The organism is Xenorhabdus sp. PB61.4, from assembly GCF_963894935.1.
Lineage (GTDB): Bacteria > Pseudomonadota > Gammaproteobacteria > Enterobacterales > Enterobacteriaceae > Xenorhabdus > Xenorhabdus stockiae.
Genome location: NZ_CAWQJR010000170.1, coordinates 1 through 12,221 on the forward strand (window position 1 = coordinate 1; position 12,221 = coordinate 12,221).

A 12,221-nucleotide genomic window follows, 5' to 3' on the forward strand; every position below is an offset into this window, starting at 1 on the left:
CTATAATTCTATATTTAGAATTAGATGAATTTAACTCGCCCACCTAGAAATAACTTACCTCTTTCTGGGTGTTAAAAGTAAAAAAATCATTCAAATATTACCTGCATACATTTCTGCATACAGGTAATACTAAAAAATATTTATGAAATAAAAATTATGAGGTAGGTTATTAATTATTTATATATCTGAAATAAATCTTCTCCTGTGGCAATAACGCCCTCTTTTGCAATCACTCGGATTCCTGAATAATTATCAATATTACTGATAATAACTGGGCTTATCATTGACTTGGCATGAGAGTTCAAATAATCAAGGTCTAATTTCAGTAACGCCGTTCCTGTTTTGACTTTCATGCCTTCTTTCACCAGACATTCAAACCCACGGCCACCCAGGGAAACAGTATCAATGCCCATATGGACAATAACTTCAGCACCATTATCCGCCTCAATACATAACGCATGGTTAGTATCAAATACCTTTACCACCGTACCTGTAACGGGTGAGAAGACTGTTTCCGAGGTCGGCTTGATTGCAATACCATCACCAACGAGTTTACTGGAGAAAGCTTCATCCGGTACATCCTCCAGCTTGACTAGCTCACCCGCAACAGGTGCCAGCAAAGTCAGAATTTCTTTACTTTCCTGTGTACTCTTTTTTTCTACCGGAATATCAGACTCTGGAATATCATTTTCTGTTGCAGCGGCAATTGGGCCTTTAGCAATAACATCTTTCATGGCGCTGGCAATCAGTTCAGCACGCATACCAACAATAATCTGAACACTTCCTTTATTCAGGCGAATAACACCAGAAGCCCCAAGACGTTTAGTGACTCGTTCATTAACTAAACTGGAATCTTTCACGGATAAACGCAAACGGGTGATACAAGAGTCAATATTGATTAAATTGGTCGATCCCCCTATCGCAGCAACATAGTTATATGCTTCTTCCTGAATATCGTTTTTGCCACCAGCATTCAATTTCATATCAGCATCAGTTCCCGCGGTAGAAGGTAACTCACGGCCTAATGTCATCAGGTTGAATTTTTTGATAGTGAAACGGAATACAACATAATAGATACAGAAGAATACTAACCCTTGTGGGATCAGCATGTACCAGTGAACAGCTAACGGGTTACGTGAGGAGAGGAAAAGATCAATAAAGCCGGCGCTAAAACCAAAACCGGCAATCCAGTGCATCGCCGCGGCAATATAAACTGAAATACCCGTCATAATGGCATGCAGGAAATAAAGCACAGGTGCCACAAACATGAAAGAGAATTCAAGTGGCTCAGTTATACCAGTAAAGAATGCAGCAAATGCCCCCGCCAACATGATACCGCCAACCATTGCTTTGTTTTCAGGGCGGGCACAATGGTATATCGCCAATGCCGCTCCCGGTAACCCAAACATCATGATGGGGAAGAAACCAGCCTGATAACGCCCGGTAATTCCCGGAATGGCCGTTCCTTCAGCAATAGATTTTCCTCCTCCGAGGAAATTAGGAATGTCATTAATACCCGCCACATCAAACCAGAAAACTGAGTTCAACGCATGGTGCAAACCTAAGGGTATCAGCAGACGATTAAAGAATGCATAAAGCCCGGCCCCTACAGACCCGAGGCTGGTAATACTTTCACCAAATACCACCAGCCAATCATAAATGACAGGCCAGACAAATATCAGGATAAAAGAAAGTAGAATCATTAAAAAAGAATTCAGGATCGGTACCAAACGGCGTCCACTGAAAAAAGACAGTGCCAGAGGTAATTCAACATTACTGTAGCGGTTATAAAGCTCTGCTGAAATAACCCCTATTAAGATACCAATAAACTGGTTATTAATTTTATTGAATGCCACTGGCACATCAGCAACCGGAATACCTTCAATCATCGCGATGACTTCAGGCGAACACAGTTTCATAACAACCATAAACCCGACTAATCCGGTTAGTGCAGCAGCTCCGTCTTTATCTTTTGACATACCATAAGCAATACCAATTGCAAATAATATTGCCATATTGTCAAGAATAGCCTTACCGGATGAGATAAACAAAGCTGCCATTTTATTGTCAGCTCCCCAACCGGTCGGATCAATCCAATATCCAATCCCGAGTAATATCGCCGCAGCAGGCAATGTTGCAACAGGCACCATTAATGCCCGACCAATCTGTTGTAAGTAAGTTAAAATGTTCACTCACGCCCCCTTAAAGCCCCATGAATGGAGTATTTTGTTTAATGAATGATGTAATAACATCTTCATCTATTTGTTGTTAAATAATTTTAAGTCTAAGAAATTTATTTTTCATCGCAAATTAAATCCTTCACATGTGTGATGAAAATCACTTAAATTGATATATTTTTGAGCAAAATATGGCCTTAATCAAAAACTTATTTTATTATAAAAAATAACATTATCGCGTACGTGTCCGGTAGAACCGCTGTAAAGAACAGGTATGATAGGCAGCTTTTGCCCTACCACTGTTCGTATAATTTTAATTTAATAAATGAATAACTTTTTGAAGAGGTCATCATGAGGCTGATCCCCTTAACAAATGCAAGTGATGTAGGTCGATGGTCTGCTCACTATATTGTTAGAAAAATCAATGAATTCAAACCAACAGCAGAACGCCCTTTTGTTCTCGGTCTGCCTACAGGCAGTACACCATTAGCAACTTACAAAGAACTCATAGCGCTATATCAGGCAGGAAAAGTTAGTTTCAGAAATGTTGTAACCTTTAATATGGATGAATATGTTGGCATTCCTGAGGATCACCCCCAGAGTTACCACACTTTCATGCATCAGAATCTCTTCAATCATATTGATATTGAAAAAGAAAATATCAACTTACTCAATGGAAATGCGGCAGATGTCGATGCTGAATGCTTACGCTATGAAAATAAAATTAAAGCGTATGGCAAAATTCATCTGTTTATGGGCGGTGTAGGTAACGACGGCCATATTGCATTTAACGAGCCCGCGTCTTCTCTCTCTTCCCGTACACGGATTAAGACGCTGACTCTGGAAACACGAACTGCTAATTCCCGTTTTTTCAATAATGACGTGGAATCAGTCCCCCAATATGCGTTAACTATTGGTGTGGGTACGTTAATGGATGCCGAAGAGATCATTATTCTCGTAACCGGAACTCAAAAAGCACAGGCTCTACAAGCTGCTATTGAAGGTAATGTTAACCATATGTGGACAGTAAGCTGTCTACAGATACACCCAAAAACAATTATTGCGTGTGATGAAGCTGCAACAATGGAGTTAAGAGTAAAAACCGTAAAATATTTTCGCCAGATAGAGGCTGATATTCTGAGTGAATTCGCCAGTTAATACTGATTCAGGCATTTAGGAGTCCAGAATGTACGCTTTAACCAACTGTATTATCTACACCGGACACGACAGGCTCAGTGAATATGCTGTTATTATTGAAGGTGGGATAATCAAGCATATTTGTCCGGAAAATGAGTTACCGGCAGGCATTGAACAGCATGATTTACAGGGTGCAAACCTCTCTCCGGGATTTATTGACCTGCAGGTCAACGGCTGTGGCGGAGTCCAGTATAATGACCGCATGGAAGATATTACGGAAGAAACCCTGCATATCATGCAGAAAACCAATCAGCGATACGGCTGTACCAGTTTTCTGCCAACGCTTATCACTAGCCCTGATGAGCTGATGATCAAAGCCATTGAAGTAATGCGTATCTATCTGGCTAACAACCCCAATCAGGCGATTGGTTTACATCTGGAAGGGCCTTACATCAATCCGGTAAAAAAAGGCACACATAATGCTGCCTATATACGCAAGCCAACACCGGAAATGGTCAATTATTTGTGTATTAATGCCGATGTGATCAAGAAAATTACTCTTGCTCCTGAGATGGTAGAAAATCATTATATTCATCAGTTAACTGAAGCGGGTATTGTTGTTTCTGCGGGTCATTCCAACGCAACCTATGAAGAGGCGCGACGGGGATTCCAAAATGGTATTACCTTCTCTACTCATTTATATAATGCCATGCCAGCCATTTCGGGCCGACAACCGGGGTTAATCAGCGCAATTTATGATACTACTGAAGTTTATGCCGGTATTATTTGTGATGGGATGCATGTTGCTTGGCCCAACATTCGTAGCGCCAAGCGTCTGAAAAATGAAAAATTAGTCCTCGTGACAGATGCCATTGTTCCTGCCGGGCTGGATGAAAACAGTAATATAGAGCAATTCACCTTCGCTAATAAAACAATATATTATCGTAACGGGTTATGTGTCGATGAGAATGGCACATTAAGTGGCTCTTCAGCCACAATGATTGAGTGTGTCAGGAATAGTGTCGAAAAAGTTGGCATCGCTTTAGATGAAACACTGCGCATGGCAACCCTTTACCCAGCTAAAGCTATCGGTGTCGATAAACATCTTGGAACGATTGAGCCGGGTAAAGTAGCAAACCTGACAGCATTCACTCATGATTTCAAAATCTGTAAAACCATAGTTAACGGCAATATCGTTAATGACAATAATAACAAAGGAAATGAAGCTGAACTATCGAGCATAGTGCCTGATGAACAACCATAACACACAAAAACAAATCGCGAATATTGAGCTGGTCAAACAGCTCAATAGCGCCGTAGTCTATCGGTTGATAGACCAACTCGGGCCAATATCCCGTATACAAATTGCGGAAGAGAGCCAGCTTGCTCCGGCCAGTGTGACAAAAATTACGCGTCAGTTAATTGATCGCGGTCTGATTAAAGAAGTTGATCAGCAGGCATCTACGGGCGGACGTCGCGCTATTTCCATCGTCACAGAAACCAGCCATTTTCATACTATTGGTGTTCGGCTAGGCCGTCGGGATGCGACGATTGCGTTATTTGATATGAGCGCCAGACAACTGGCTGAAGAGCAACATCCTGTTCTGGAAAATAGCCAGCAAGAAGTCGAACAACGGATTATCTCCGTTATTGAAGACTTTATCAGCAGAAATCAGCGGCGTAACCGCGAACTGATTGCGATCTCCATTATTGTTCCCGGATTGGTTGATCCCCATAATGGCATTATCCGCTATATGCCACACATTAAAGTCGATAACTGGCCATTGGTGCAAAACCTGCGCAATCATTTCAATATTTCATGTTTTATCGGACACGACATCCGCAGTTTGGCACTGGCAGAAAACTATTTCGGAGCCACTCGCGATTGTGAAGACTCTCTTCTCGTACGTGTTCATCGTGGTGTAGGTGCTGGCGTTATTATCAAGAATAATATCTTGCTCAATAAACGTGGCAATCTGGGAGAGATAGGCCATATCCAAATTGAACCACTGGGTGAGCGTTGTCATTGCGGTAATTTTGGTTGTCTGGAGACGATCGCATCCAATCCAGCCATAGAAGCTAAAATACAGCACCAATTACAGCAAGGGTTTCCAAGTAAGCTGACATTGGATAAGTGCAGCATCCATGACATATGTCGCGCTGCTAATCAGGGCGACTCTCTGGCAGTCGAAGTGATCCGGCAGGCAGGGCATAACCTCGGTAAAGCTATCGCCATTGCCATTAACTTCTTTAACCCACAAAAAGTTGTTATTGCCGGTGATATCACTGAAGCAGAGCAGTCTCTGCTTACCGCTATTCAAAACTGCATCAATACTCAGTCTTTGAAAAACTTCCGTGAAGACCTGCCTATCGTGGTTTCCGAATTAAACCACTGTTCTGCAATAGGCGCATTCGCCTTAACGAAGCGAGCTATGCTCAATGGTGTGCTGTTACAACACCTTCTTGGAGGATAATTCGCCATTTCAGCTTCTTTTATCATCAAGATGATTACAGGGCAAACAAACAAGCGATTTTATGCATATTTTTTTAAAAAAGCAGTTGACGCATCTGTCTGATATACGCATAATGCGCCCCGCACCGCCGATGAAGGCAAAGCGAAAAAAGATGGCTACGTAGCTCAGCTGGTTAGAGCACAGCACTCATAATGCTGGGGTCACAGGTTCGATTCCCGTCGTAGCCACCATCTTTGCGGGAGTGGCGAAATTGGTAGACGCACCAGATTTAGGTTCTGGCGCCGCAAGGTGTGCGAGTTCAAGTCTCGCCTCCCGCACCATTTCTTCTTCGGTTGCACTTAAATCGAGTTTTGCTAAGGTTGTTTTAAGTTTTAGTGTGTTGTTTTCAGGTGGGGTATCGCCAAGCGGTAAGGCACCAGGTTTTGATCCTGGCATACCCTGGTTCGAATCCAGGTACCCCAGCCATATTTCTGAAAACGATAATTGCTAAGAAATAGATAGCCATTAATAAAACAAGGTTTAAAATGAAAATGTTCAGGTGGGGTATCGCCAAGCGGTAAGGCACCAGGTTTTGATCCTGGCATACCCTGGTTCGAATCCAGGTACCCCAGCCATTTTCCTGAAGGTTTTCATAAAATTTACGGTTAACGTAAATGGCTACGTAGCTCAGCTGGTTAGAGCACAGCACTCATAATGCTGGGGTCACAGGTTCGAATCCCGTCGTAGCCACCATTTTAAATTCAGTTGGGGTATCGCCAAGCGGTAAGGCACCGGATTCTGATTCCGGCATTCCCAGGTTCGAATCCTGGTACCCCAGCCAAATTTTTCAAAACGTTGACTGAACTGATAACCGCCTTTTGGTGGTTTTTTTTTGTTTTTCTGCCAAAAAATATCCCCAGCTTATCGCCTGATAATCTCCATCTTTGTTTGATAACCTACCTGAAATTGACACATCTAATCCTATTTTATGAAGTGCTCAATAGAAAACATATCTAAGGGTAGAAGTATTCAAAATACGGCTCCTACCCTCAAAATATTGACTAAAACAGTAATCACACCCCCAGCGCATATTTCAGCGCTAGTTTTTTCATCGCACCTGAGCGCTGCGCTGCCATCAATGCCAAATTACGCATTGTTTTCAATCCTGGCAGATCATGGCTGAATGCCGTATGAAAGAGATCCATTCCCGCCTGCATAACCAAATTATCAGGCATCCTGCGACGTTGATAACGCATCAGTACAGTCAGGGAATCCCACTCTTCTAGTGATTCTTTGGCATCAATCAATACCTTAAATAAAGCATCTACATCCCGATAGCCCAGATTGACCCCCTGCCCTGCCAGTGGGTTAATTGTATGAGCTGCATCTCCCAGCAAAACCAGCCCTTCACGCACATAATCGCTGGCATGATGACGGGTCAGAGGAAACGAACCAGCGGCAATCGGAGTCACTTTACCCAAACGGGCCGGAAACGCCTGAAATATTTCCCGCTCAAGCTGTTTCATTGACATCGCCTGTAACTGACGAATGCGGGCGGGAGAGTCATACCATACCAGCGATGCCCACTGGTCGAATAACGGCAGAAAGGCTCTGGGGCCAGAAGGAAAAAATTGCTGCCATGTTATATCCTGCTGAGGTTGTTCCGTTTTAACAGTTATCAACATACACGACTGACGATATTGCCATCCCCTGCTGCCAATTCCCGCTAATTGCCGAACCTGAGAACGGGCGCCATCAGCACCGATAATCAAACGAGTGTTTAATTCCGTACCATCAGTCAATTCAAGTTGCCATGTTTTATGACCACCATGACGCTGCATCGATTTCAGCTCTGCGGGGCAAAACAATGTCAGGTTAGGATATCGTTCAAACTCCTGCCACAAAGCCAGTTGCAGAATGCGGTTCTCTACCATGTACCCAAGTTCAGGCAGGCCAAGGCTTGCTGCATCAAAAATCACATTGGAATCATTCTGTTCCCATGTCTCCAGCTTCCGATAAGGTGCGCTACGCATCTGCACAACATGTTCCCAAGCACCCAATTGCTTCAGCAAATCCACGGATGCTCGGCTAATGGCAGAAATACGAATATCCGGCTCACTTTCTGCACTGTAGGGTTGTGGTGGCTGATGTTCCAACAGAGCGACACGCCAGCCTTCCTGCGCCAATCCCAATGCCGTTGCCGCACCAATCATCCCGGCACCCACGATAACCATATCGAATTTTTGTTGTGGATTATTCATATTCATCACGCTATTAACTTCTTGATTAAAATAGTGTACCGGAATTTTCCCTTTCCGGCTGTGAATATCCGGTGTTACAGTCTGGTCACTGGTGCCTCAAATGAATACAATAGCCTGTAACATTATGCTAAACACACTGTATTCAATATGCTGGTTCAATAGACTATGCTTTTCAGTGTTGACGCATCATTTCACTGGAAACACCGGATACACAAAATGTCGACGATAAAAAAACTGTATATCAAAACCTGGGGCTGTCAGATGAATGAATACGATTCATCCAAGATGGCCGACCTGCTGGAAACCACTCACGGTTATCAGTTAACCGATATCGCCGAAGACGCAGATATCTTACTCTTGAATACTTGTTCAATCCGTGAAAAGGCCCAAGAAAAAGTCTTTCACCAACTCGGGCGCTGGAAAGGGCTGAAAGACAAAAACCCTGAAGTTATCATTGGCGTTGGAGGCTGTGTGGCTTCTCAGGAAGGGGATTACATTCGCCAGCGTGCTCCGAGCGTTGATATTATATTCGGGCCACAAACCCTGCACCGCCTGCCGGAAATGATTAATCATGTGAAAGGCACCCGCAGCCCTGTTGTTGATATCAGTTTCCCTGAAATAGAGAAATTCGACCGCCTGCCAGAACCCCGTGCTGATGGCCCGACGGCATTCGTTTCTATCATGGAAGGCTGTAATAAATACTGCACATTCTGTGTTGTTCCTTACACCCGTGGGGAAGAAGTCAGCCGTCCTTGTGATGATATTCTGTTTGAAATTGCTCAGCTTGCTGCGCAGGGTGTGCGTGAAGTAAACCTGCTCGGTCAGAACGTGAATGCTTATCGCGGTGCAACATTTGACGGAGATATCTGCACATTTGCTGAATTACTGCGTCTGGTTGCGGCTATTGACGGAATCGACCGCATACGCTTCACTACCAGCCATCCAATTGAATTTACTGACGATATCATCGCCGTGTATGAAGACACCCCTGAACTGGTCAGCTTCCTGCACTTACCTGTCCAGAGTGGCTCTGACCGCATTCTGACTCTGATGAAACGTGCTCATACTGCGCTGGAATATAAAGGAATTATTCGTCGTTTGCGGAAGGCTCGTCCGGATATCCTGATCAGTTCAGATTTCATCATTGGTTTCCCTGGTGAAACACAGGATGACTTTGAAAAAACAATGAAATTAATTGCCGATGTTAATTTCGACATGAGTTTCAGTTTTATTTATTCAGCACGTCCGGGTACTCCTGCGGCTGATTTGCCGGATGATGTGAGTGAAGACGAGAAAAAACAGCGTCTGTACCTGCTCCAGCAGCGTATTAACCAACAAGCCATGAGCTTCAGCCGGGCAATGCTTGGCAGTACTCAGCGCATTCTTGTTGAAGGCCCGTCCCGTAAAAATATTATGGAGCTTTCCGGACGCACGGAAAATAACCGTGTAGTTAATTTTGAAGGCGCACCTGATATGATTGGCAAGTTTGTTGATGTTGAAATTGTCGACGTCTATGCCAATTCCCTGCGCGGTAAGGTCATCCGCACCGAAGATGAAATGGATTTACGTGTCTATGAATCACCTGAATCAGTCATTGCCCGAACCCGTAAAGAAGACGAAATCGGTGTTGGCATTTATCAGCCTTCATAACAGGCCAGCCGTAAAAGAACAGGATAACTTTAACAAATAGGCCGGATTCACAGGCCTTAACATAGAGATAATCAGTGACACAAATCAACCCACAAGTAGCAACACAAGAGATCTTTCTGGAACCCGCAGATAATCAGCGATTAATGAGCCTGTGTGGCCCACTTGATGACAATCTGAAACAACTTGAACGTCGCTTGGGAATAGAGATAAACCGCCGCGACAATCGTTTCAAATTGGTGGGCAAACCACTGTGTGTCAGCGCAGTAGCCAGTATACTGCGCCGCCTGTATGTTGAAACCGCCCCTGTACGCGGAGTGATACCGGATCTCGAACCTGAGCAGATTCATCTGGCTATCACGGAAACCCGCGTACTGGAGCAAGCAGCAGAAAGCGTCCCTGACTACGGTAAGGCCGTGAATATCAAAACCAAACGGGGCGTAGTCAAACCCCGTACACCTAATCAGGCTCAGTATATTGCCAATATTCTTAACCATGATATTACGTTTGGTATCGGGCCTGCGGGGACGGGTAAAACCTATCTGGCCGTTGCAGCAGCAGTTGATGCCCTGGAGCGTCAGGAAATCCGCCGGATATTGCTCACCCGTCCTGCTGTTGAAGCCGGAGAAAAACTGGGCTTTCTGCCGGGGGATCTGAGCCAGAAAGTCGATCCTTATCTACGTCCGCTTTACGATGCATTATTTGAGATGCTGGGATTTGAAAAAGTTGAGAAGCTGATCGAAAGAAATGTTATTGAAGTCGCTCCACTGGCCTATATGCGTGGACGAACGCTCAATGATGCCTTTATTATTCTCGACGAAAGCCAGAATACAACCATCGAACAGATGAAAATGTTTCTGACCCGTATTGGTTTCAACTCCAAAGCCGTTATCACTGGTGATGTCACCCAGATAGACTTGCCCAGAGGCCAGAAATCAGGTCTGAGTCACGCGATGGAAGTTTTATCTGACGTTGATGAACTGAGCTTTAACTTCCTCTATAGCGAAGATGTGGTTCGCCACCCGGTAGTTGCCAAAGTCGTCATCGCTTATGAAGCATGGGAAGCCGCTGAGCAGAAACGTAAACAGGCGCTTAATGAAAAGCGCAGGCAGGAAGCACAATGAGTTCAGTTATATTAGATTTACAGATTGCATGTGAAAAACCTGAAGGGCTTCCTGAGGAGGTTCTTTTCCGAAACTGGCTGGAAGGCGTTTTGCCACAATTTCAGGCAGAAAGTGAAGTCACAATCCGTTTAGTCGATGAGGCAGAAAGCCACGAATTAAACCTCACTTATCGAAGGAAAGACAAACCAACCAATGTGTTATCTTTCCCGTTTGAATCTCCGCCTGAAATTGAACTACCCTTGCTCGGTGATTTAATCATATGCCGTCAGGTTGTTGAAAAAGAAGCGCAGGAGCAGCAAAAAACCGTCGAAGAACACTGGGCCCATATGGTGGTACACGGCTGTCTTCATCTGCTTGGGTATGACCATATTGAGGATGAAGAAGCAGAAGAAATGGAATCTCTGGAAACAGAAATTCTGGGAAAAATGGGTTATCCTGATCCCTATCTTGCAGAAAAAGAATAACCACCAATAATATTTTTATGTTAAATATTACGATCACTTTAATTAATGAGGAAATACAATTAGAACGCCATGAGCGACGACCATCCTTCTAGTAACGATAGCCCTGGACCTAAGAAAGGCTTTTTTGCACTTCTTAATCAGATTTTCCACGGTGAGCCGAAAAACCGCGATGATTTAGTTGAACTGATCCGTGATTCAGAACAGAACGACCTCATCGACCCCGATACCCGAGAAATGCTCGAAGGGGTGATGGATATTGCTGACCAGCGCGTGCGTGACATTATGATCCCACGCTCACAAATCGTTACCTTAAAACGCAACCAGCCTCTGGACGAATGTCTGGATGTCATTATCGAGTCAGCCCACTCCCGTTTTCCTGTGATCAGCGAGGATAAAGATCACATTGAAGGCATTCTGATGGCAAAAGATCTTCTGCCATTTATGCGTACGAACGCAGAACCTTTCAGCATTGATAAAGTTCTGCGGCAAGCGGTGGTGGTGCCGGAAAGTAAGCGCGTTGACCGATTGCTGAAAGAGTTTCGTTCCCAACGCTACCATATGGCGATTGTTATCGATGAATTCGGCGGTGTTTCCGGTCTGGTCACGATTGAAGATATACTTGAACTGATTGTAGGCGAAATTGAGGACGAGTACGACGATGACGAAGATAACGACATTCGTGCCCTGAGCCGCCATACTTACTCAGTACGAGCATTGGCTCAGATTGAAGATTTCAACGATGTTTTCGGCACTAATTTCAGTGATGAAGAAGTTGATACCATCGGCGGGTTGGTCATGCAGGCATTCGGGCATCTGCCTTCCCGTGGAGAATCCATCAGCATTAATGGCTATCATTTCAAAGTAGCCATGGCAGATAGCCGTAAAATCATTCAGGTTCATGTAAAAATACCGGATGATGCTGAAGTTCCTGGCCTTGATAAAGACTAATGGGATCTGG

General features: G+C 44.3%; 9 protein-coding genes and 6 tRNA genes. 13 read left to right on the forward strand and 2 right to left on the reverse strand.

Features of this window, described 5'->3' with window-relative positions:
• Positions 1-173: 173 nt before the first annotated feature.
• Positions 174-2,192 carry an N-acetylglucosamine-specific PTS transporter subunit IIBC gene (gene nagE, locus AACX68_RS12775; RefSeq protein WP_228859403.1) on the reverse strand — a complete coding sequence of 673 codons (2,019 nt, stop codon included), beginning with the start codon at positions 2,190-2,192 and terminating at the stop codon, positions 174-176.
• 336 nt (positions 2,193-2,528) lie between these two features.
• On the opposite strand from nagE, the gene nagB reads away from it, so the two are divergent.
• The 9 genes from nagB to AACX68_RS12820 all read left to right on the forward strand — a co-directional run bounded on the left by nagB (position 2,529) and on the right by AACX68_RS12820 (position 6,608).
• Positions 2,529-3,335 (forward strand): glucosamine-6-phosphate deaminase, encoded by an 807-nt coding sequence (nagB, locus tag AACX68_RS12780; protein ID WP_228859404.1) that lies wholly within the window; start codon positions 2,529-2,531, stop codon positions 3,333-3,335.
• Positions 3,336-3,363: 28 nt separating this feature from the next.
• Positions 3,364-4,578 carry an N-acetylglucosamine-6-phosphate deacetylase gene (gene nagA / locus AACX68_RS12785; RefSeq protein WP_228859405.1) on the forward strand — a complete coding sequence of 405 codons (1,215 nt, stop codon included), beginning with the start codon at positions 3,364-3,366 and terminating at the stop codon, positions 4,576-4,578.
• Positions 4,565-5,788: a DNA-binding transcriptional regulator NagC gene (nagC, locus tag AACX68_RS12790; protein ID WP_228859406.1), complete on the forward strand. Its 1,224-nt coding sequence runs from the start codon at positions 4,565-4,567 to the stop codon at positions 5,786-5,788. The genes nagA and nagC overlap by 14 nt, the downstream gene beginning before the upstream one ends.
• 153 nt (positions 5,789-5,941) lie before the next feature.
• Positions 5,942-6,018, forward strand: a tRNA-Met gene (locus AACX68_RS12795).
• A 5-nt stretch (positions 6,019-6,023) separates the two neighbouring features.
• Positions 6,024-6,108, forward strand: a tRNA-Leu gene (locus AACX68_RS12800).
• A 70-nt stretch (positions 6,109-6,178) separates the two neighbouring features.
• Positions 6,179-6,253 (forward strand) — tRNA-Gln (locus AACX68_RS12805).
• A 74-nt stretch (positions 6,254-6,327) separates the two neighbouring features.
• Positions 6,328-6,402, forward strand: a tRNA-Gln gene (locus tag AACX68_RS12810).
• 41 nt (positions 6,403-6,443) lie between these two features.
• A tRNA-Met gene (locus AACX68_RS12815) sits at positions 6,444-6,520 on the forward strand.
• Between the two features lie 13 nt (positions 6,521-6,533).
• A tRNA-Gln gene (locus AACX68_RS12820) sits at positions 6,534-6,608 on the forward strand.
• Between the two features lie 232 nt (positions 6,609-6,840).
• On the opposite strand, the gene ubiF is transcribed toward AACX68_RS12820, so the two are convergent.
• The gene (gene ubiF, locus AACX68_RS12825) at positions 6,841-8,028 is read right to left on the reverse strand and encodes a 3-demethoxyubiquinol 3-hydroxylase (RefSeq protein WP_228859422.1); all 1,188 of its coding nucleotides are present in this window, start codon (positions 8,026-8,028) and stop codon (positions 6,841-6,843) included.
• 216 nt (positions 8,029-8,244) lie between these two features.
• Between ubiF and miaB the strand changes: the two genes are divergently transcribed.
• From miaB to corC, 4 genes are all read left to right on the forward strand, one after another.
• A complete protein-coding gene (gene miaB, locus AACX68_RS12830; protein ID WP_228859407.1) occupies positions 8,245-9,678 on the forward strand; it encodes a tRNA (N6-isopentenyl adenosine(37)-C2)-methylthiotransferase MiaB in 1,434 nt (477 codons plus the stop codon).
• Positions 9,679-9,821: 143 nt separating this feature from the next.
• Positions 9,822-10,799 (forward strand): PhoH family protein, encoded by a 978-nt coding sequence (locus AACX68_RS12835; protein WP_255705580.1) that lies wholly within the window; start codon positions 9,822-9,824, stop codon positions 10,797-10,799.
• Positions 10,796-11,263 carry an rRNA maturation RNase YbeY gene (gene ybeY / locus AACX68_RS12840; RefSeq protein ID WP_228859409.1) on the forward strand — a complete coding sequence of 156 codons (468 nt, stop codon included), beginning with the start codon at positions 10,796-10,798 and terminating at the stop codon, positions 11,261-11,263. The genes AACX68_RS12835 and ybeY overlap by 4 nt, the downstream gene beginning before the upstream one ends.
• Before the next feature lie 69 nt (positions 11,264-11,332).
• Entirely contained in the window at positions 11,333-12,211 is an 879-nt protein-coding gene (gene corC, locus AACX68_RS12845) for a CNNM family magnesium/cobalt transport protein CorC (protein WP_099121695.1), read from the forward strand.
• The last annotated feature ends 10 nt before the right edge of the window (positions 12,212-12,221 follow it).

Excerpts from the sequence above, each read along its gene's own strand:
- AACX68_RS12835 (WP_255705580.1), top strand. The coding sequence starts at position 9,822 with ATGAGCCTGTGTGGCCCACTTGATGACAATCTGAAACAACTTGAACGT.
- ubiF (WP_228859422.1), bottom strand. The coding sequence starts at position 8,028 with ATGAATAATCCACAACAAAAATTCGATATGGTTATCGTGGGTGCCGGG.
- nagA (WP_228859405.1), top strand. The coding sequence starts at position 3,364 with ATGTACGCTTTAACCAACTGTATTATCTACACCGGACACGACAGGCTC.
- ybeY (WP_228859409.1), top strand. The coding sequence starts at position 10,796 with ATGAGTTCAGTTATATTAGATTTACAGATTGCATGTGAAAAACCTGAA.
- nagB (WP_228859404.1), top strand. The coding sequence starts at position 2,529 with ATGAGGCTGATCCCCTTAACAAATGCAAGTGATGTAGGTCGATGGTCT.
- miaB (WP_228859407.1), top strand. The coding sequence starts at position 8,245 with ATGTCGACGATAAAAAAACTGTATATCAAAACCTGGGGCTGTCAGATG.
- nagC (WP_228859406.1), top strand. The coding sequence starts at position 4,565 with ATGAACAACCATAACACACAAAAACAAATCGCGAATATTGAGCTGGTC.
- corC (WP_099121695.1), top strand. The coding sequence starts at position 11,333 with ATGAGCGACGACCATCCTTCTAGTAACGATAGCCCTGGACCTAAGAAA.